Annotated in this window: 16 protein-coding genes and 1 riboswitch; of the genes, 4 read left to right on the top strand and 12 right to left on the bottom strand. The window is 56.4% G+C overall.

Going from position 1 to position 20,926, the window contains the following annotated elements:
- Window positions 1-10: 10 nt before the first annotated feature.
- Window positions 11-892: an ABC transporter ATP-binding protein gene (locus JQC75_RS05820; protein WP_203326504.1), complete on the bottom strand. Its 882-nt coding sequence runs from the start codon at window positions 890-892 to the stop codon at window positions 11-13.
- A 289-nt stretch (window positions 893-1,181) separates the two neighbouring features.
- On the opposite strand from JQC75_RS05820, the gene JQC75_RS05815 reads away from it, so the two are divergent.
- On the top strand, window positions 1,182-2,372 hold the full coding sequence (locus JQC75_RS05815) for a transglycosylase SLT domain-containing protein (RefSeq protein ID WP_203326503.1): 1,191 nt from the start codon (window positions 1,182-1,184) through the stop codon (window positions 2,370-2,372).
- A 152-nt stretch (window positions 2,373-2,524) separates the two neighbouring features.
- Here the strand turns inward: JQC75_RS05815 and oleD are convergent, their stop codons facing one another.
- From oleD to JQC75_RS05790, 5 genes are all read right to left on the bottom strand, one after another.
- A complete protein-coding gene (gene oleD / locus JQC75_RS05810) occupies window positions 2,525-3,580 on the bottom strand; it encodes a 2-alkyl-3-oxoalkanoate reductase (RefSeq protein WP_203326502.1) in 1,056 nt (351 codons plus the stop codon).
- Entirely contained in the window at window positions 3,577-5,271 is a 1,695-nt protein-coding gene (gene oleC / locus JQC75_RS05805) for an olefin beta-lactone synthetase (RefSeq protein WP_203326501.1), read from the bottom strand. The genes oleD and oleC overlap by 4 nt, the downstream gene beginning before the upstream one ends.
- Window positions 5,268-6,185, bottom strand: coding sequence for an alpha/beta fold hydrolase (locus tag JQC75_RS05800; protein WP_203327136.1), 918 nt, complete (start codon window positions 6,183-6,185; stop codon window positions 5,268-5,270). The genes oleC and JQC75_RS05800 overlap by 4 nt, the downstream gene beginning before the upstream one ends.
- 14 nt (window positions 6,186-6,199) lie before the next feature.
- On the bottom strand, window positions 6,200-7,249 hold the full coding sequence (locus tag JQC75_RS05795; protein WP_203326500.1) for a 3-oxoacyl-ACP synthase III: 1,050 nt from the start codon (window positions 7,247-7,249) through the stop codon (window positions 6,200-6,202).
- Between the two features lie 277 nt (window positions 7,250-7,526).
- Window positions 7,527-8,909, bottom strand: a complete 1,383-nt coding sequence (locus JQC75_RS05790; RefSeq protein WP_203326499.1) for a class I SAM-dependent methyltransferase — start codon at window positions 8,907-8,909, stop codon at window positions 7,527-7,529.
- A 194-nt stretch (window positions 8,910-9,103) separates the two neighbouring features.
- On the opposite strand from JQC75_RS05790, the gene JQC75_RS05785 reads away from it, so the two are divergent.
- Window positions 9,104-9,331, top strand: a complete 228-nt coding sequence (locus tag JQC75_RS05785) for a DUF1289 domain-containing protein (RefSeq protein WP_203327135.1) — start codon at window positions 9,104-9,106, stop codon at window positions 9,329-9,331.
- A gap of 23 nt (window positions 9,332-9,354) precedes the next feature.
- Here the strand turns inward: JQC75_RS05785 and bla are convergent, their stop codons facing one another.
- The 4 genes from bla to JQC75_RS05765 all read right to left on the bottom strand — a co-directional run bounded on the left by bla (window position 9,355) and on the right by JQC75_RS05765 (window position 14,247).
- Window positions 9,355-10,071, bottom strand: coding sequence for a subclass B1 metallo-beta-lactamase (gene bla / locus JQC75_RS05780; protein WP_203326498.1), 717 nt, complete (start codon window positions 10,069-10,071; stop codon window positions 9,355-9,357).
- A 106-nt stretch (window positions 10,072-10,177) separates the two neighbouring features.
- The gene (locus tag JQC75_RS05775; RefSeq protein WP_203326497.1) at window positions 10,178-11,683 is read right to left on the bottom strand and encodes a peptide MFS transporter; all 1,506 of its coding nucleotides are present in this window, start codon (window positions 11,681-11,683) and stop codon (window positions 10,178-10,180) included.
- A 162-nt stretch (window positions 11,684-11,845) separates the two neighbouring features.
- Window positions 11,846-12,202: a YajD family HNH nuclease gene (locus JQC75_RS05770; RefSeq protein ID WP_203326496.1), complete on the bottom strand. Its 357-nt coding sequence runs from the start codon at window positions 12,200-12,202 to the stop codon at window positions 11,846-11,848.
- A 68-nt stretch (window positions 12,203-12,270) separates the two neighbouring features.
- Window positions 12,271-14,247, bottom strand: a complete 1,977-nt coding sequence (locus JQC75_RS05765; protein WP_203326495.1) for a BCCT family transporter — start codon at window positions 14,245-14,247, stop codon at window positions 12,271-12,273.
- A gap of 353 nt (window positions 14,248-14,600) precedes the next feature.
- On the opposite strand from JQC75_RS05765, the gene JQC75_RS05760 reads away from it, so the two are divergent.
- Window positions 14,601-15,968 (top strand): glutamine synthetase family protein, encoded by a 1,368-nt coding sequence (locus JQC75_RS05760; RefSeq protein WP_203326494.1) that lies wholly within the window; start codon window positions 14,601-14,603, stop codon window positions 15,966-15,968.
- Between the two features lie 63 nt (window positions 15,969-16,031).
- Here the strand turns inward: JQC75_RS05760 and JQC75_RS05755 are convergent, their stop codons facing one another.
- The gene (locus JQC75_RS05755) at window positions 16,032-16,610 is read right to left on the bottom strand and encodes a thymidine kinase (protein WP_203326493.1); all 579 of its coding nucleotides are present in this window, start codon (window positions 16,608-16,610) and stop codon (window positions 16,032-16,034) included.
- 152 nt (window positions 16,611-16,762) lie between these two features.
- On the opposite strand from JQC75_RS05755, the gene JQC75_RS05750 reads away from it, so the two are divergent.
- A complete protein-coding gene (locus tag JQC75_RS05750) occupies window positions 16,763-18,919 on the top strand; it encodes a M3 family metallopeptidase (RefSeq protein WP_203326492.1) in 2,157 nt (718 codons plus the stop codon).
- 166 nt (window positions 18,920-19,085) lie between these two features.
- Here the strand turns inward: JQC75_RS05750 and JQC75_RS05745 are convergent, their stop codons facing one another.
- Entirely contained in the window at window positions 19,086-20,648 is a 1,563-nt protein-coding gene (locus JQC75_RS05745; RefSeq protein WP_203326491.1) for a Na+/H+ antiporter NhaC family protein, read from the bottom strand.
- 76 nt (window positions 20,649-20,724) lie between these two features.
- Window positions 20,725-20,924: riboswitch (Lysine riboswitch) on the bottom strand.
- Between the last annotated feature and the right edge of the window lie 2 nt (window positions 20,925-20,926).

The following is a 20,926-nucleotide window of genomic DNA, read 5'->3' as shown; positions in this document are numbered from 1 at the left end:
CTGCCCTCTCCTATGCGGCCTGATGGCTTCTGTGGCTGTGCAGGGTTGAGAAATACAAATCCTCAAGCCCGGCATCTGTGCCTTCAAAACCTTCGGGACAGGCATCGGACATCACATTCAGCACGGTACGACCGGCGAAAAGACGCTTGGAAATCACCGGCAGGCGGGCTTCAAGCTCTGCAGCTTCCTGCTGGGACACGGTACGGCGCCATATTCTGCCATTCAGCGAGTCCACCAGCTGTTGTGGGTTGCCTTCAAGCAGTATGCTGCCCGATGCCAGTACTGCCATCTGTGGGCACAATTCGGCCACATCTTCCACTATGTGGGTCGAGAGAATGACTACCCGCTCCTCACCCAGGCTAACGAGCAAGTTGTGGAAACGGTTGCGCTCTTCTGGGTCAAGGCCTGCTGTGGGCTCATCCACAATCAGCAGCTTGGGGTCGCCCAGCAAGGCCTGGGCAATACCAAAGCGCTGGCGCATCCCGCCGGAGTAACCGCTGACAGACTTGAATCTGTGTTGATAGAGGTTGGTGTGAGCCAGCAGGCCTTCAACGATTTCCTTGCGCTCTTTGGCATTGCCAATACCTTTAAGCACCGCCAGATGATCCAGCAAATCCAACGCGGTCACACGGGGATACACATTAAAGTCCTGGGGCAAGTAGCCCAGCATGGTCCGCAGCTTCATGGGATCGGCCATCACATCGATACCATCGAAATGAATGCTGCCACTGTCGGCCGATTGCAGGGTTGCAATGGTCCGCATCAGGCTGGATTTCCCGGCCCCGTTGGGACCCAGCAGGCCAAACATGCCCTTGGGGATCTCCAGATTGACATTGTTCAGGGCTTTCACCCCGTTATCGTAGGTCTTGGTGAGGTTTTTAATGCTTAGCATGGGTCCTTTCCGCTTATTCAAGTTCGCTAATCCGACCCGAACATACCAGAATGAACCTTAACGTCACCCTAATAATTGTAATAATTTTTCAATAATTTACAGCACACCATTCTACATATTTGCAACATTGTTGTTTATTTGAAGTCATACTGACGGCGTAATGCGAATTTTTCGGTGGCAATGTCCCTTTGGGAAAATATTTATTCATCCCCCCGATGCCAAGGGGTAACAACAGGCGTATGATTTAGCGCTTTTCGCGCCGCAGGGCAAACAGGGAGGGGAAATTATCATGGGAAAAACAATCATTTTTAATGCTCTGCCTGCCAGCAGGCCTGTCCGCAAAAAAGGCTGGTTCGTCCTGCTGCTGACCCTGTCTATCCTGGCTGGTTGTCAGGTAAACACCCAGACATCCGATGCCCCTTGGGACGCAGAAGCCAAACCTGAGCCCGAGGTTATCTCCCCCATTGTCAAAGAAGAACCAGCCCCCCCCGAGCCCGACACACCTGAAGCCAAACCCCAGCAGAATCTGTGGCAAAAAGTCGCCGATGCCCAGACCATCAGCGTGCCAACCCACAGCGAAGTGGCCTATTTTCTGGGGCTTCACCGCAATAACGGCCTCTTCCCCATCAATGCGCCCGCGGCGGCTGAGCCCTGGCTGTACGACATTATCACTGAGCTTGAAGCACGGGATATGCCCCTTGAGCTTGCCCTGCTGCCGCTGATTGAAAGCGGCTACCACCCAGGCATCAAGGGATTGGGGGGCGCCGGATTGTGGCAACTCTCCGCCCAGACAGGTCGCAATCACCATCTCAGGGTCAACCAAAGCTATGACGGCAGATTGGATCCGACCCCAGCGACCCGCGCGGCTCTGGATTACCTTCTGTACCTGTATGAAATGTTCGATAACGACTGGCTGTCGGCCGTGGCGGCCTACAACATGGGTGAAGGCAAGCTGAAAACGGCCATCGAGCGCAATCGCCGCAAGGGCAAGGCCGAAGACTTTCTGGCGTTGGGGCTAAGCCGCAATCAGGCGCCCACCCTGTACAAGTGGTTGGCGGCACTGGCGGTTTTACGGGACCCACAAACCCAGTCTGCCAGCTTCCCGCCCATAGCCAACACGCCCGTAATGGCAAGGGAAGCTGTGCCCAATGGGGTTGCCCTGTCCAATATAGCCCAGGCTGTGGGCATGTCTGCCAGGGAACTCTCCAGACTGAACCCGGCCTTCAGGGATGGCATTGTGCCCTTCAGTGGCAAATATCAAATCAACCTGCCAAAGCCCCAGCTGGCCGCCCTGAACGCGGCATTGGTGAACTTAACGCCATCTACCCCCGGCAAGGGTGGCAGCTATCAGGTGAAATCAGGCGATACCCTGAGTGGCATCGCCAAACGCCATGGATTGTCCCTGGACAAGCTGTTGTCTCTGAATGGACTCCATATGAAGAGTATTATCAAACCCGGGCAACAGCTGCGACTGGAATGAAGATGGTGCGGGGGCTGGCATATGCCAGCTTTGCGCCTCATCTGGCCTTAAGTCGGTTTGAGGGTAGTTTGAACGGCAACGGCACAAGCCCCGGGACAAATCCTCTTGGGGCTTATTTTTTGGTGATCGCTTTTGGGATTTGTTTTTAGGGTTTATTGAGGAAGTGACGCCTTGAGACGCGCCATGCCCTCATCCAGAGAAATCAGCGGCTCGTAGCCTAAAATCTCCCGCGCGGCACTGATATCGTAGTAGTGGCTACAAGAGAGCTGTCTTGCCACAAAGCGGGTCATCAGGGGTTCTTCCTGCTTGCCAAGAAGGCCGTAAACACCCTCCATAAGCGCGCCCATGCCGTAGGCGAGCCACACGGGTACCCGGCGCGTAACGCCGGGCAAACCGGCACAGGCGAGAATCTTTGACAACATGCTCGCCATGGTCACAGGCTCGCCGTTGCTGAGGAAAAATGCCCTGCCGCCACATTCGCCGGGCTTTTCGAGCAAAGCAAGCGCCGCCAGCACATGGGCATGGGCGGCGTTGTCCACATAAATGGTATCCACCAGCTTATCTTCCGCCCCCAGAAGACGCAGGCGACCGGCGCGGCCACGCTCCAGCACCCTGGGCACCAGATGGGGATCGTTTGGCCCCCAAATGAGATGGGGCCGCAGGGCGGTAGTCGCCAGTGACGGCGAGTTCGCCATCAGCATCATGGCCTCGGCCTCGGCCTTCGACGCGCCATAATGATTCAAAAAGTGCGCCGCATAGGGCGCAGACTCATCGATACCCGATTCATCTTTGCCATCGAAGGTCACACTGGGGGTGCTGGTGTAAACAATGGCTTTGATGGCAAGATCACGGGCCGCCTGCACGACATTGGCCGCCCCTGTGACATTGGGGCCATAGTAACTTTCACGACTGCCCCATACCCCGGCCTTGGAGGCCACATGAAACACCAGCTCACATCCAGCCATGGCAGAAGATAAGCCCTCAGGGTCCGTGATATCGCCACGGTGCATCTCTACACCCATGGTTTCGAGGGCTGGATAGGCCGAGCGGGCAATACCGACGACCTCAATACCGGCACTCAGCAGCTGCCTGCAAAGGGCCTCGCCCAAAAAGCCACCTGCGCCTGTCACCAGTACGCGGCTGACGTGGTTTTTGAGTCGTTTGGCGGCATCCAGCTGCGCCGGATGTAAGGGGAAAGCCTCGGTCATTTATTCAGACCACCTAACAGTTGTTTTTCGGCCCACAACGCCAGTTTCTCCCTGAAAATCTTGGCGTTGTGGCGAACATCCATGGGGAAGGACTCATGGATAAGGAAGAAATCTATCCCCTGGGTGATCTCGTGGGCCTCGGCGATTTCACGCAGCTCACGGTAGAGGCTGCTGGCATTGTTGCACGCCTGGGAACGTTCGAGCTCAAGGCAAACCAGCGGGATCTTATCCCCATGTCGATGTACCCCAACCAGCGCCGAGCGGGCCACCAGCGAGTGGGTATTGAAAATCCGCTCACAGGGAATGGAGAAATACCGTTTCTTGAAGGCGCCGCCTTCGGTGGCATCCACCCGATGGGCCTTGCGGCCACACATCCACAGGCGCCCTTGATCGTCCAGATACCCCAGATCCCCCATGCGATGCCATATCCCATCGCCATCGGCAATTTTGGCCACACTGGTGGCTTCATCTCTGTGATAGTAGGCGCGGCTCACCATGGGGCCCTTTACCACTATTTCACCGATTTCATAGGGTTGCAGTTTAAGCTCGTCCTGCCACTGGGCAATTGGCGCCTCATCGATGGCGATGATTTCAAGCGCCACACCCTGCACGGGCTTACCCACCAGGATGCCGCCGCCCTTGGCCGTCACCTCACCGCTGGCAAGGAGCTCATCACTGGCAACAAAGCACAGCGGCAAACCTTCGGTGGCGCCATAGGAATTCAGCACGGGTGCATCCGGCGGCAGTATCTGCCGAAAGCGGCTGATGGCGTCAATGGAGGCCGGAGCGCCGGCAGAGATAACACGCTTGACGCCATTCAGCGTCAGGGCATTCGCCTCGCCGTAACGACCGAGCTTATCCAGCAGTGCCGGATTCAAAAACAGATTGGAGCACTGGTAGTCGGCGATGGCTTTAAAGAGATATTCGGGTTTTGCCTTAATGGGGCGACTGGCATCCATACAGGGCACGATAGAGGCCATGCCCAGCGCAGGGCCAAAGAGGGCAAACAGGGGGAAAGTTGACAGGTCCCGCTCACCGTGGCGAATACCATAATCCTGTTTAAGCGCCTGAATTTGCGCTTCAAACATCTGGTGGCTGTACTCAACGCCCTTGGGCACACCTGTGCTGCCGCTGGTGAACAGGATGGCGCAGAGGGCCTGCTCATCCAACAGTGCCATGGGATAGGCCCCCATATCCTGGCCGCGTTTTTCAATCTGCGCCAGGGTATTGCCGCCCCAGAGTTTAAGTCCCCGGCCAACGGTCACCAGCTGAGTAACTGTCTTTTTACCCCAACCAAACAGCATCCGCGCCACATGGGCCTTGGGAATGCCGATAAAGGCATCGGGGGCCGCCTCATCGAAGCACTGGCCGAGGTTCTTAATGCCCATGCCTGGGTCAACCATCACGGGAATGATCCCGGCTTTGAAAAGCGCAAAGGTCAGGGCGAAAAAATCCAGCCCCGGTGTCACCATGAGCACGGCCTTGTCACCGGCAGTCAGACCTATGGCATTCAGCCCGTGGGCAATGGCGTCACTGCGGCTATCAAGCTCACTCAGGGTCAGCTCATCGTAGCAAAGCTCACCAATTCCCCGCGGCGGCTTGCCGAATCTGTGCCTTTGCACCGCGACCGCCAGGCCCTGGGGCTGGGCTTTCGCGGCCGAAACCAAATGGCGGCACAGGTTGGCACTCATGATGCGAGGGCCTCGGCGGGTACTGAGGCAGCCACAAAGTGCTGAATATGGGCTATCACTTCGTCGCTGGCATCTTCAAGGATGTAGTGACCACAGTCTTCGAAGGCGTGCACCTCGGCCTGGGGCAGCTTTTCTTGCCACACGGTGAGGAAATGCCTGTCGAACACAAAGTCCTTGAGTCCCCAGCAAATGAGTGTTGGCACACGGGTAAATTGCGCCAGACTTTGCTCTATTCGGCTCACTTCATCCCAGGCGGTGTCGCCGGGCTTCAAGGGAATATCCTGCACAAAACGCAGGGTAGAAATACGGTTGGCCCAACTGTTAAAGGGGGCGACATAGGCACGGCGCATCTCAGTATTCATAGGATTGCGCTTGCAGCCAATCACGGAGGCAAGCCCAGCAAAGGCGTTAAAGCCCCGTACCAGCAAGGTTCCAAGCCAGGTATCACGGCAGATTTTAAGCCTCAGCGGCAAGGGTTTGCTGGCGGGTAGATGGAAGGCTGCCGTGTTTAAAATCACCAGCCTTTCAATGGCTTCAGGGTATCTTGTTGCCCAGCCCATGCCAATCATTCCACCCCAGTCGTGCACCACCAGGGTGACTTTTTCGGTCACATTGAGGTGAGCGAGCAAGGCTTCGAGATCGCCAATCCGGCTGGTCAGGGTGTAATGGTAACGGCTGTCATCGGGTTTATCCGACAAGCCGCAACCCACGTTATCCATGGCAATGCAGCGATATTCGCCTTTGAGGGCGCCAATCAGGTTTCGGTAATACAGGGTCCAGCTCGGGTTACCGTGCACCATGACGACTGTGCCTTTTGGCGCCACGTCGCCCTGTGGGCCCTCATCGATAAAGTGAATATTGTGGCCGCCGTGATTGAAAAAACGGCGACTGAAAGGCAGCAGGCTGTCCAGCATTTTATGATTATCCATTACCAGCGAAGCCCCAACATCATGCAGTTAAGCCCAGAACCTATGCCGAGGAAACTGACCTGATCTCCCGGGCGTAAAAAGCCCTGGTCGTGGGCAATGGCTGCCGATACCGGCAAAGACACTGTGCCCATATTGCCAAGTTCGGCAAAGGTGGGAAATTCTTTTTCTTCAGGAATTTGCAGTGCCGAGAGCACCTGTTTGCGGTTGGCTGCGCCCACCTGGTGGCAAATCACCTTGTCCACCTGGCTTGCCAGCCATTCGCGCTGACCGAGGAAATGCTGCCAGGTTTGTTTGGCAAGCTCGACCCCTTCTTTGAGCAGCGCCACAGCATCGGTACGCATAAACTCACGGTACAGGCGGTTACCGGCTTCCTGAAGCCCCCACTGGCACAGCTGATGATGCTCGGGCGCTGCCAGCTGGCTTGCGCCGAGCAATTGATGGTTGCGCGCGGTAGCAAGGTTAAAGCTGCCGTCGGTGAGCAATACCGCAACGGCGCCAGAGCCGCCGGTCAGGGTCGCCAGCGACTGAGCAAAATTCTGCATGGTGGGCTCTTCCAGCATCCGCTCTATGGTGGCATCCACTATGTCACGGGCCGACTCACAGGACACCACCAACCCGGCACGTATTTGGCCAAGCTCGATGCGGTTGGCAATGTCCAGAATACCTGACAGTACACCCAGACAGGCGTTGGAAATATCATAGATGGCGCTGTCGCGGCCAACGCCCAGTGCGGCTGCAATGCGGCAGGCCGTTGCAGGCTCATGTTGGTCGCGGCACACCCCTGTGTACACCACGGCGCCCAAATCGGTCGCCTTCAGGCCTGTCTCATTCAAAGCCTTATTGGCGGCGGCAATGGCCCCATCGGACAATTGATGTCCCAGCGGCCACCAGCGGCGCTCACGGATACCTGTGAGGGCAGCCAATTGCCCCATGGGTATACGGAACTTCTGATACAGGGGGGCGAGACGTTGTTCAAGCTCTGAGCTTGATACCACAACAGGGGCCAATTCATAGGCCATGCTGTTGATAAAAACACGGGAATATTTCATTCAGTTCTTGTTATCTAGGATGCAAAGCACGCTCGGCCGTATGCCGGTAAGGCCCGATAATAAAGGGCCATTATCCAGAGAAATGCCACTGTAGCCAACCAAAATACTCAAGTTTACGCCCTTGAAGTCGGCTCATCCGACCCCTTGGCTTGGTGCTTGAGTCGCAATCGGGCCCCTATTCAAACAGCCCTTGCTGAACTGAGCCTGAGAATACGCCGGCTTTTCGACAAGTTTCAATCAGCGAAAAAGCCTTTGCCGCAGGCGTAAAGATTCAGGTTCAGGGACGCCGGGCGTCAATCAGGGCATTACGGGGAGTCACCTCTGCGGGGCAAAAAGCACTGAGACTCACACGGTATCCCGCTTCCAACAGATAGGCGGCTCTGTCGAGTAAGAGATACTGCTCAATCACTGGTCTGAAAAGGTGCGCCACCAAATCCAGTCGCCGGGTCAGTCGCTGGCGCTGGCGTCCCAGTGCCAACCATGGTTCCCCGCCAAAATCTTCAGGCAGTGGCACTCCTTTAAGCTCACATGCCCAGCGGCAAAAGGCATCAAAACTGCCGGAGAGCTGACTTTGGCGCAGCGAAGGCAAAGGAAGATAAGTGTCTTCACCGCGCAGATGACGCTGCAAACTGTCAAACCCCAGGCGCCACTGAACTTCCTTCAGCCGGTCCTGGTTTTCTTTGGCACTGGCGACGACCGAGTGATTGAGGGGGAGCTGCAGACCATGTTTGTCCATCACCAATCCGGTTGCCCTGGCGCTGGCGCTGAGCCCAGCGTACTGCTCCCCCTGGATAAGATGGTAACAACAGGGCGACAGGCTGATGGCACTTGTTTGAGCCGCCGCGGCCCGTCTCAGCAAAACCAGATGCAGCTCACCGCAGGCGTGCAGCGCCAACGCGTGCTGTTCACCCTGAAGTAACTCTGCCTCGCCTGAAAAGGCATCGGCACACACAAAGCGTTGGTTTACACCGCGCTTTTGGGCCTCCTTTTCACCGTCCTGACACAACTGAGCCTGCCACTCGAGGCTCAGCACCGGCTTGTGGCTTACCGCCCCGACGAGTCTCCCAAGATGGCCCTTACCGGCACACCACTCCAGGACCGGGTAAGGTGTGGGTGATTGTGAGAGCGCCGCTGCGAACCGGCTGATTTGCTCCCACTTGCGCCCCTTGATGCCTGCGGCAAAACGGCTTAGCTGCCGCTCTGGCAGTAAGGCGGCAGAAAGCTGCTGTGTGCCGTTCAGCTCTGTCAGCCGCCATGTAAACAACGCGCTGTTCCAGCTGAGTCCTGCCTGCCTGAGGTCAGTTTCCAGCGCCGGTCTTAAGGTCTCGTATAACGTATCCTGACTCGCATCAAGCGCCTCCAGAGCCTCATCTTCCAGTGCCAATACGCAGGATGCCAGGGCCGGAAAAGACGCCGCCCACGGCAGGTCTTGGCAATTGAAAGTGCGTATATCCCACAGCGCGCGGCCATCGATAAGTAAAGCGGCAAGCTCGCTCAGGGTGTGGCCTACCTTGAGCAACTGAAGCTCAAAGGCCGGATTCAGGGGCGCCAGGGATACACCGCCTTTTGCATCATCGAACGAATGTGCTAAGGCTTCATGAGCATCTTTTGCAGGCTCACTGACATGGGTATTGTTTGGCGCGCTTTCTACTGGGGACATGGATAACTCATACGGGGCCTCACCATGGCGGTGACCCAATTAAACAGGGCATCATTATACCCTCAGGCCCCGGCCCTTGACAGTGTGGGCCAGGGCAACGCCCTTTGCTGCCCTGGCTGATGTAGGAATCCTGTCTTTGCGGTGGTAAACTCTGGCCTCGCCGACACCCGCTGCCAGTTTGGAGAAACCCTATGATACAGTCGCCCTGCGTTGCCCGCTGCGGCTTGAATGATGATGACTACTGCATGGGTTGTCTTCGTCATATCGATGAAATCGTCGGTTGGTCTCAGGCAAGTGAGGAGCGAAAACTGGAGATCCTGGCCAGTCTGCCCGCCCGCAGAAAAGCCCTCGAAGGTGAAAATAATCAGCCACTCAGCAGGGCCAAGTGGCTGGAGTCAGAAGCGAGACTGGGGCTCGATTAACCCTCTGGGAGATCTCACGTCAATCACTGCGCCTTGAGGGCAGCTTCTGCCAGCATCCTGGTATGTTCAAGCAGTTCCCTGCCGCCCCACGCACCGTGCCCCGGCACCACAGTGTTCACCTCAGGAAACTTCGCTATCACCCGCGACATGGACTCAGGCCAGTGAGGCAAGGAGCCGTCACCATAAAACCCCATAGACCGGCTTGACGCCTCCCGCACCAGGCAGCCGCCAAAGAGCAGTTGTTCGCCCGGCAGGTAAACCACCAGATTATCCATCGCATGGCCCGCCCCCGGGTAAAACACCTCGACCTTGTTGCCAAAATACCGTGTGTGGTCGCCACTGAAGGTCTCGGTCGCAGGCGTCTTTTGATGTGCTTTTAACAGGGTCTGAGTTGCATCTGAACTCAGGGTCGCAATCCCGGCTTTTTCAAATACGCCAAAGCTGCCGGCTCTGTCTTCGTGCCAGTGGGTGGCAAGCACGGCTTTTACGGTTAAGCCTTTAGCCGTTGCCCACGCCAGCAACGCCTCAGCGTCGGCATCCGTCCAGGGGGTATCCACCACAAAGGCCTCATCACCGTCCACAAGCACCAGACCATTGGCGGAGACCTTGCCAAAGCCTTCCACCTCTTTCTCACTTTGGTGCAGGTAAAGCCGCTCGGACAGGGCCGTGATTTCCAATGCCTGGGCATTGGCAATGGCCCCTATCATCAACGCAGCACACCAGCTTATTGCAATTCTCATGGGCACTCCTTTATCAGAAAAAAGCGCCGCACGAGGCGGCGCTATTCAAACATCACTGGGTCAACAAGCCCTATCCGCTCAAAACGCCTTATCAGGCCTCGACGGGCTAACTGCCATTATGGCTATGGTGTGTCTGGGTTAACCGGCGCATCAGCGGCAGCACGGCCAGTGCAATCAGGGTACAACCCAGAGCCGCAAAACCCAGCTTGTTAAACAGGCTGGTGTAGATGGTTAGAGTTTCCAGCGGGTCAGTAATCCCCTGGGGCACACTGGCAAAGTTGGCCACCACACCGCCCAGATACTGGCTTATCCCGGTCGCCACAAAGTAGGCCCCCATCATAAAGCCGCCCATGCGCACGGGCACATAGCGGGCAATCATGGCAAGCCCCAAACCACTCACCAACAGTTCGCCCAGCGAGTAAGCGCCATAGCCCCAGATCATCACCCAGCTGGAGGTTTTGCCGTTCACGGCAAATTCACCGGCCACGCTGTAGATAAAGAAGCCCGCGGCCACCACGGCAAACCCGAGGGCGAACTTGGCCGCAATGGAGATATCCCGATTGTGCTTGCCACCCCAGGCATAGGCCCAGGCAAGAATTGGGCTTAACACCATGATCCAGATGGGGTTAAGCGCCTGAAACTGCGCCGGTGACCAGGTCCACAGATGTTGCCCCATCACCACAAAGTCCCAGTCGACGTTTCGCAGCGCAAAGAGCGCCAGCGAGGTGGACATCTGCTGATAAAAGATAAAAAAGAACACAGATTGCAGCGTCAGTACCAGCGCTGCCAGGAGCCCTGCCCGCTCGCTCTCTTCACTGGTGCGGATAAGGTGGATGAAGATACCCAGCACAACAAGGCCCGCGCCATACACAAATACCCGGGCGATATCTTCAAACTCGAGGATAACTGCCGACACAACCACCGCCAGCAAAGAGGCGCCCAGGACTGCCGCAAGCTTGCTTTTGTCCACTGGCCGCAGGTCGGGCTCAGAGCCGTAATCATCCAGGGTGTGGCGCATCATCATGTAGTTGCCAATGCCCACAATCAGGCCGACAAAACACACGGCAAAGGCGGCGTGCCAGCCAAAACCGTCGCCATAGTTGGCGTTTACGTAGTCTTTAATCCAGGGGGTGAGCAGCATGGAGAAGGTCGAGCCTACGTTGACCGCCATGTAATAAATGGTGAAGGCACTGTCGATTTTGGAGTCGTCACCCTCGTAAATCTTGCGCACCAGATTACCGGCATTGGGCTTAAACAGGCCGTTACCCACCACGATAACCCCAAGGGCAGAAAACAAAAACCAGGTGTTGTCGGTCGGCACGGCCATCAGGGCATAACCCAGGGTGAGAATTCCCGCCCCCAGCAGCATGGTGCGCTTGGTGCCAAGCACCTTGTCTCCAACCCAGCCGCCGATGGCGGGCGCCACATAAATGAGGGCAGCGCAGGCGCTCCACACCAGATTGGCGCGCTCATCGGCAAACCCAAGTCGCTGCACCATAAAGTAAACAATCAGTGCCTGCATACCGTAGAAGCCAAAACGCTCCCACAGTTCAATCAGCGACACCGTCATAAAGGAACGGGTCTTGGAGACCTGTGTATTCCCTGTTGTCATAGTCAGATTCCCATCTTGATTATCATTGTGATCCCGCCCGAGTATAGGGGCAGCAAGGCGGCAAACCAATCAGATTTTGAGCGGTTTTACGGCAGACCAAAGTGACCAATGACAAAAACAAAAAAAGCGCCTGCAAGGCGCCTTTTTCATTTAAAGATGTGATTACTTCTTATTCGACATCAGGGATTTAAGATCGGCAAAGGGATTGTAAGTTGCCGCCTCTTGTTTGGCTTCCTGGGTGCTGCCATAGCGAATAAGCTCTTCAAAGCGCGAGTGCTCATTGTCGTGGCAGTAAAGGCACAGCAGCTCCCAGTTGGAACCGTCTGGCGGGTTGTTGTCGTGATTGTGGTCCCTGTGATGCACAGTCAGTTCCGACAGGTTTTTATGGGAAAATTCACGCGCGCAGCGGCCACACACCCAGGGATAGAGCTTCAGCGCCTTTTCGCGATAGCCACCTTCACGTTTTTCACGGTATTCGCGCTCTGCCGCCAATACCTTATCGAGTTTACTTTGCGTCATAAAAGTAGATTACAGCCTCTGATTGGCGCAGCATAACGCGCCAATCAACCGGGCGCAATCGATGAGCATCAGCTGCCCGGATTAACCGCTTCACTCACCGACAAATGCAGGTAATGCAGATACTTTTCATATTGAGTCACCGCATCGGCCTGTAACTGCTCTACCGTGTAGCCGAGCACGTCATAGTGTTGACCACCGTGCTCCAAAAACACTTCCACCCGATAGAAATCTTCGTCCGTCTCTTCAACGCCATGGACCGGCACTTTGGAGTACTGCCTAAGCCGCAGACCATACACAAAGTCGGGGTGGTTGTCGCTGGCAATCAGCAACCTGACCCTGTCTTCCTGCTGCACCACACGGGCGTCTATTCCTTCGTTCACAAAGGCGGAAGCTACTTGCTTGAGTGCCTGGCGCGCCGGACCGCGAATAAAGGCGCGGGCATCCTTGGCCGAAGGCTGATTCACCAGCACTTTCAGTCGCTCCCGCCATTCGACGTTGGTGCTGGCGTACTGCACGCTGGTGTGGTGCAGCTGCACGCTGGAGAGCTTAAGCCAGTCATCCTGGAGCGCCTTAAAGAGCCCAAGGCAAATCAGCAGCATCACCAACAAAAACGGCATGGCGCTGGCAATGGCCGCCGTTTGCAAAGCCTGCAATCCACCGGCCAGCAAGAGCACCGAGGCCACTACCCCCTGCATCAGCGCCCAGAAAATCCGCTGCCACACAGGAGCCGACATATCACCGCCGGAGGTGAGGTTATCAATCACCAGACTGCCTGAATCCGAGGATGTAACGAAAAAGGTCACCACCAGACACAGGGCGACGGCCGACAGCAGAGACGTGAGCGGCAGTTGCTGGAAGAACACAAACAACGCCACCGACACATCACTGGAAACCGCATCGGCCAGTACTGTATTTCCCTGATGCATAATCTGGTCGATGGCGGAATTCCCAAACACCGTCATCCACAAAAAGGTAAAGCCACTGGGCACAAAGAGTACCCCCAGCAAAAACTCACGAATGGTGCGGCCACGGGATACCCGGGCGATAAAGGTGCCCACAAAAGGCGACCAGGAAATCCACCACCCCCAATAGAGCAAGGTCCAGCCACCCAGCCAGTCATTTTTCTGCTGATAGGCATAAAGATTAAATGTTTTCCCAACGATATCAGACAAGTAAGCGCCGGTGTTTTGCACAAATGCCTGCAGTAGTGCAACCGTTGGCCCCACCAGCAGTACCACCAACATCAGCAACACCGCCAAGAAGAGATTCAGTTCGCTGAGCCGCTTAACCCCTTTATCGAGCCCGGAAAACACAGAGACGGTGGCAATCAGGGTAATCACCACAATCAGCCCGACCTGCAAGCGGGTGTCGATGGGCACGCTATCACCGAAGAGAAAATTCAGTCCGGCGTTCACCTGCAACACCCCAAAGCCCAGGGAGGTAGCCACCCCGAACATGGTGCCCAGCACCGCAAAGGAATCCACGGCATCACCGATAGGCCCGTAAATACGCTCGCCAATCAAGGGATAAAGCGCACTTCTTGGCAGCAGCGGCAGCTTATGACGATAGGCAAAGTAAGCCAGACTCAAGGCCACCACCGCATAAATGGCCCAGGCATGAATTCCCCAGTGGAAGAAGGTGATCTTCATCGCCTGTCTCGCCGCCTCGATAGACTCAGGCGCCGCGTCCGGGGGGGCAATCAGGTGCATGACAGGCTCTGCCACGCCAAAAAACATCAGCCCAATACCCATGCCCGCCGAAAACAGCATGGCAATCCAGCTCTTATAGCTGTAGTCGGGCTCGGCATGATCGGGGCCAAGCTTGATATCGCCAAAACGGCTCACCATCACAAAGACGATAAAAACCAGAAAGACGGCCACCCCGAGCACATATAGCCAGCCCGCTTTGACTTCGAGCCAGTGTTGCACTGTGCCAAACCATTGCTGGGCCTGTTCAGGCCAGATGGCACCGAGGGCCACCAACAGGGTGATAAGAAAGAGAGAGCCGAAGAAAACCGGCTGATTGATACTGTATTTGAGCGCCATTGTAACTCCCTTGGCTAAGGCAGAACCTCGTCCCCGGCAACACTGATAGAAACAGCTGAGATTTAGGGGTAAGTCCTGCACAGATTGCTGGAGAGGCAAAGGAGGATAACACAAAAGCACCTTAAATGACGGCAACACCCCACTTTTAACGCTGATCCAGCGTATGGATAACGCTCAGCCCATCAAGGAATAAGGTGGCGTGTCCGGCTGATTTTTGCCTGTTGTCCCCCATTGACTTTCAGGGGTAAGGCAAGAAATACTGTCAAATAAATAAAACAACATGTTCAATATCAATCCAAGTTTGTCGGAGTTCTGTGGTATCCCAAGCTGCGATTGCTTAACTCGAGGCCGCTATGCCCTTTGCCAAACCACAGGAAGCGATAGACTTTCTGGATAAACATCCCCAGGTTCAACACGTCGAAGTATTTATCATTGATCCCAATGGCATTCCCCGGGGCAAGCTTTTGCACCGCGAGGAAGTCCTGTCCATGTATCGTCACGGTCGCCCTTTGCCGAGCACCATTCTGGGGCTGACGGTTCAGGGAGACGATGTCGAAGATACCGGGCTGGTTTGGGAAGTGGGCGACGCCGACTGCATGGCATTTCCCATCGAAGGTGGCCTGCTTATGCAGCCATGGCGCAACCAGCCCACCGCCCAGGTGCATCTTGCCATGCATCCCGAGGCCGGACAGCCGGCGGCCGTGGCCGACCCCCGTCTGGTACTGGCCAGGGTAATAGACTCCCTGCAAGCCGATGGCTTTTACCCTGTAATGGCGGCCGAATTGGAGTTTTTCCTGCTGGATCAGCGCTTCGATGCCAATGGCAGACCCCAGCCTGCGATGCAATGCGATGGCCATAGACCAACCCAAACCCAGGTATATGGCATTTTGGAGTTGGAGCGACTGCAACCCTTCCTGGATGACCTTTACCACGCCTGTGAGGTGCAGGGCATTCCGGCCCGCACCGCTATTTCAGAATATGCGCCCGGTCAGGTAGAAATCACCCTTGAGCACAGATTCGATGCACTCAAGGCCATGGATGAAGCGGTGCGTTACAAGAGATTGGTCAAGGGTGTCGCGGCCAAACACGGCATGCAGGCCTGTTTTATGGCCAAACCCTTTGGCGAGCTGGCAGGCAGCGGCATGCATATGCACGTCAGTCTTGCCGATGCCGATGGCAATAACCTGTTTGCCAGCGACAACCCCGAAGGCACACCGGGGTTAACCCAATCCATTGCCGGCATGATGGCCACCCTGGAAGACGCCCAGCTGCTGTTTTGCCCCAATGCCAACTCCTTCCGCCGTTTTCAGAGCGCGAGCTACGCCCCCATCGCCAAGACCTGGGGTGTGAACAATCGCACCGTGTCCTTCCGGGTACCCGGTGGACCTGCGCCAAGCCGCCATGTGGAGCACAGGATCTGCGGCGCGGATGCCAACCCTTACCTGGCCGCTGCGGCAATTTTGGCGGCTTGCCACCATGGTATCCGCAATCAGTTGTCGCCCGGACCAGCCATAGTGGGCAATGGCTATGAAGGCAAACATCAAACTCTGCCAACCGATTGGCTGTCGGCGCTCTGTAACTTTGAACGTTCAGAGTGGATGAAAACCGTACTCGGCGAGGATTTCCACCGCATTTACGGCAGAATCAAACGCGCAGAATATCAGCAATTTATGGCTGAAGTCGGCCATCAGGACTGGCAGTGGTATCTGACCCACGCCTGATTTGGCGATAAACGTTGAACAACAAAAAAGCGCCCTTGGGCGCTTTTTTGATGCAGGAAATAATCAGTCCCACACCAGCTCGCTGAAGTGCTTACGGCACATGGACTCATAGCTCTCATTGCCGCCAATAGCCACCTGGGCGCCATCGCGCACCGGATTACCGGCACCATCACGGCGCACCACCATATTGGCCTTGCGGCCGCAAAAACAGATGGTTTTAAGCTCCACCAGCTTATCGGCCCAGGCCAGCAGATAATGGCTGCCGATAAAGAGTTCACCGCGAAAATCGCTCCGCAGGCCATAACAAAGCACGGGGATATCGAGCTTATCCACTACATCGGTGAGCTGACGGACCTGAGTCTTGGACAAAAACTGGCTCTCATCCACCAAGACACAATGCAACCGCTGCTGGCTGTGGTGGGTGGCAATCAAGTCCATCAGGTTATCTTCACTGCCAAATACGGTGGCATCGGCCTGAATACCAATACGTGATGCAACCTTGCCCACCCCATATCTGTCATCAATGGCGGCGGTCAGCACCAAAGTATTCATGCCCCGCTCACGGTAGTTGTATGATGACTGAAGCAGCGAGGTGGATTTGCCGGCATTCATTGCCGAGTAGTAGAAATAGAGCTGAGCCAACGCGAAGATCCCCTGATAAAAATGCCGGGTTATCTTAACGCAGCCCCAGCCCCAGTGCCAGTTCCCACAACAATTCAGCCTTATTTAAGGCCGCCTCGCTAGCCTAGCCAGTCATCAAAAATCACAATCACAACAACGAGCAGGAAGACACCATGCATAAAAGCCTTATCGCCCTTGCCGTAGGCGGCGCTCTCTTTTTGGGCGGCTGCGCCCTTGGTCCATCCCAGAGCGGCGTTAACAGTGGCGATGTAGCCACCGCTGTCCAGACCATAGGTGCTGACAACCCCTTCTTCGCACCAAGCGCGCTGCAATATCAGGCGCCGGACTTTACTGCCATCAAGGACAGCCACTTTGAGCCCGCGCTCTTGCAGGGTATTGCCGAGCACAAGGCCGAGATCCTGGCCATTGCCAACAATCCAGAGCCAGCCAACTTCGAAAACACCCTGGTTGCCATGGAAACAAGCGGCGCCCTGCTGACCCGCACCTCCAAGGTGTTTTATAACCTGGCCGGCACCGACTCCAACCCTACCCTGCAAGCACTCCAGGCCAAGATGGCGCCGCTGATGTCAGCTCACTCTGATGACATCAACTTAAACCCCGCCCTGTTTGCCCGCATCGAGAGCCTGTATAACCAGCGCAATGAACTGGGGCTGACCAAAGAAGAAGTGCGCCTGATTGAGGTGTACCACCAGCGCTTTGTGATGGCAGGCGCCAAGCTCACCGACGCGCAAAAGACCCAGATCCGTGCCCTGAACGAAGAGCACTCCAAGCTCACTGATGAATTCCAGCAGCGCCTGCGCCGCCTGACCAAGGAAGTCGCCGTGGTGGTAGACAGCGAAGCCGAATTGGCCGGTCTGTCTGACAGCGCGATTCGTATGGCGGCCGCCGATGCCAAGGCCGCAGGCCATGAAGGCAAGTTCCTGCTGTCTATCACCAACACCACCCGTCAGCCAGTGCTGGCACAGCTTGAAAACCGTGAGCTGCGTAAGCGCGTGTTCGAAGCCTCTGCCAACCGAGGCCTGGAAGGCGAGAACGAAACCGCCTCGCTGGTTGCCCGTCTGGCACAGCTTCGCGCCGAGCGCGCTGCCCTGCTGGGTTTTGACAACTGGGCCAGCTACCGCCTGGCGCCACAAATGGCCGGCAGCCCGGAAGCCGTGTACGAGCTCTTTGGCACCATGGTGCCAAAAGTCGTGGCCAACACCCGCAAAGAAGCCGCCGACATTCAGGCGATGATCAATAAAACCGGTGGCAACTTCGAGCTCAAGCCATGGGACTGGGCCTTCTACGCCGAGAAAGTGCGTCAGGAAAAGTACGCCCTGGATGAAGAGAGCCTCAAGCCTTACTTCGAGTTCAACCGTGTGCTGGAAGACGGTGTGTTCTACACCATCAAGGAACTCTACGGCCTGACCATGAAACCACGCCCTGATCTGCCGGTGTATCACCCGGACGTAAAGGCCTATGAAATGTTCGATGAAGACGGCACCAGCCTGGCCATCTTCTACGCCGACTACTTTGCCCGTGACGGCAAGCGTGGCGGTGCCTGGAAGAGCTCTTTCGTGGACCAATCCGGCCTGCTGGGTAACAAACCAGTGGTGGTGAACGTGATGAACATCAAGAAGGCACCGGACGGCGAGCCAACCTTTGTCAGCTACGATGAAGTGACCACCATGTTCCACGAAATGGGCCACGGCACCCACGGCATGTTGTCCAGGGTGAAATACCCAACACTGGCGGGCACCAAGGTTTCCCGCGACTTCGTTGAGTTCCCATCCACCTTCGAAGAAGACTGGGCTGCCCATCCCAAGGTGCTGGCCAACTACGCCCGTCACTACCAGACCGGTGAGCCACTGCCAAAGCCACTGCTGGACAAGCTGCTCAAGTCACGCAGCTTCAACCAGGGCTTCGACACCCTGGAGTACATGTCAGCCGCCCTGGTGGATTTGGAATGGCACTCACTGAAAGCCGGTGACAGCCTGAAAGACGTTGCCACCTTCGAAGCCGCCGCGCTGAAAAGGCACGGCGTGGACATTGAAGCCGTACCGCCACGTTACCGCTCAACCTACTTCGCCCACGCCTTTCCGGGCGGGTACAGCGCCAGCTACTACGCCTATATGTGGTCTGAAATTCTGGCAGCCGACGCCTACGCCTATGTGCAAACCCAGGGCGGTCTGAACCGTGAGATTGGTATGAAGTATCGCAAGGCCATCCGTGAAGTGGGTAACAGCGTGCCGCCGATGGAAGCCTATATCAACTTCCGCGGTCAGGAGCCGACCACCGACGGTCTGCTGGAGCGCCGCGGCCTGAAATAAGCCGTGGCCTGAAATAAGCCTTGGCCTGAAATAAGCCGTGGCCTGAAATAAGCCGTTGCTGCAAAAAGCTGCGGCTTCACTGAAAACAGCGCAAACGGTGCCACAAAAAAAGCCGCTCAACTGAGCGGCTTTTCTATTGTTAAAAGTCTTGTTAAGTCACTGACATTCAGCCTTTACCGGCCTTGATTCTAAGACCTATCACCGCCAGCACAAACAACACCGAGGTGGCGCCAAATCCGGCCCACACTGACTCGGTAAAGCCCATTACTGTGTAACCCACCAGGCTGATAACGGCCACAATGAGCGCATAAGGCAGCTGGGTGACCACATGGTCGATGTGATGACAGCTGGCGCCGGTGGACGACAAAATGGTGGTGTCCGAAATTGGTGAGCAATGGTCGCCAAATACGGCGCCGGCCAGCACAGCGGCCAGCATCGGCAGCATCATGGCCGTGTGACTGCCCATGGCCATATCAGCGGCAATCGGCAGCATGATACCGAAGGTGCCCCAGCTGGTGCCGGTGGCAAAGGCCGTAAGCCCCGCAAGGATAAACATTGCTGCGGGCAGCAGCGCGAAGGGAATATTGCCGCTGGCAAGGCTTGCCATAAACTTGCCGGTTTCCAGCTCACCGATAATGCCGGCAATGGTCCAGGCAAACAGCAGTATGTAAATCGCAGGCACCATGGAGCGGGCGCCCTGGGTGAGTGCGGTGATAATCAGCTTGCTTTCGACCTTTTGCATCATGGCCTGCACCAGCGTTACCCCCAGGCCCACCAGCGCACCGAAGAACAGCGAGCCGCCCACATCGGTTTTCTCAAAGGCGCCAATCAGCGAAAACGGCAGCTGTTCATCGGCAAGGGCAGATGCGCCGCTTTGGATCATAAAAAATAAGGTAGCAAACACCAGGGTGCCGATGGGCACAAAGAGGCCGGCAATACGGCCGCTGTCGGCCTCAGGCAGGTCGGCGCTGGCGCCCGGCGGCGTGCCCTTGGACTCGTCATACAGGTTGCCTCGCATGGCGTTTTGCTCATGGGCCTTCATGGGCCCCACATCCAGCCCCATAAAGGCCACACACAGCAGCAGCAAGAGCGCGAAGATGGCGTAGAAGTTCATCGGGATCATCTGGATAAACACCGACAGATGCCCCGCCTCACTCATACCATGGGTGGCGAGGATGCCGCCAATCAGCGCAATGATGTAGGCGCCCCAGCTGGAAACCGGCGAAATCACGCACACGGGCGCGGCGGTGGAGTCCAGCAGATAGGCGAGCTTGGCGCGGGAAATATAGTAACGGTCGGTTAAGGGGCGGGAAATGGAGCCCACCACCAGACTGTTGAAGTAGTCGTCGATAAAGACCACACAGCCCAAAAACATGGTCAGCAGCTTGGCGTCGCGCTTACAGCGGATCCTTTGTCTGGCCCAGTCGGCAAAGGCACGGGCCGCGCCGGAGACGGTTATGAGCGCGGTAATCATCCCCAGCAGCAACAAAAAGCCGAGAATATAGAGGTTCCAGCTGTTAAGGGCGCCATCACTCCACACCAGATTGGTGACCCGGTGGGCCAGAAATTCGGCGCTGGCGAGGGGGGCAAAATCATTCAGCAGCAGGGTGCCAACCAGAATACCCAGGCCAAGGGACAAGAGTACCTTACGGGTTAACACCGCCAGCACAATAGCCACCACCGGCGGCAACAGGGAGAGCGCCGAGTCGGCATAACTTATCAATGTCATTGAAATATCTTCGCTTTAAACGAATGGAGGGCGACTGAACTGGTGGGAAACGGCAAAGATACCCAAAAACACCTGTCCTATCAGTAGCGCTCCATAGTAATTACTACCTCTGTCATCCCGACAGAAAATACTATGGCAGTGCCGTTTCTTTCGAAAACGGCCCCAGCGGAAGGCGGTGATACACACATCCACTTCGGCGCCAATGCCCTTTCACAGCCCGTCAACGGCATCACCCTGTTGACTGTTACTGATGCTTGGCGCACCTCTACTCAGGACGC

Origin of the sequence: Shewanella litorisediminis (assembly GCF_016834455.1) — a bacterium.
Classification (GTDB): Bacteria; Pseudomonadota; Gammaproteobacteria; order Enterobacterales; family Shewanellaceae; genus Shewanella; species Shewanella litorisediminis.
This window is presented reverse-complemented; position numbering and strand designations above follow the sequence as displayed.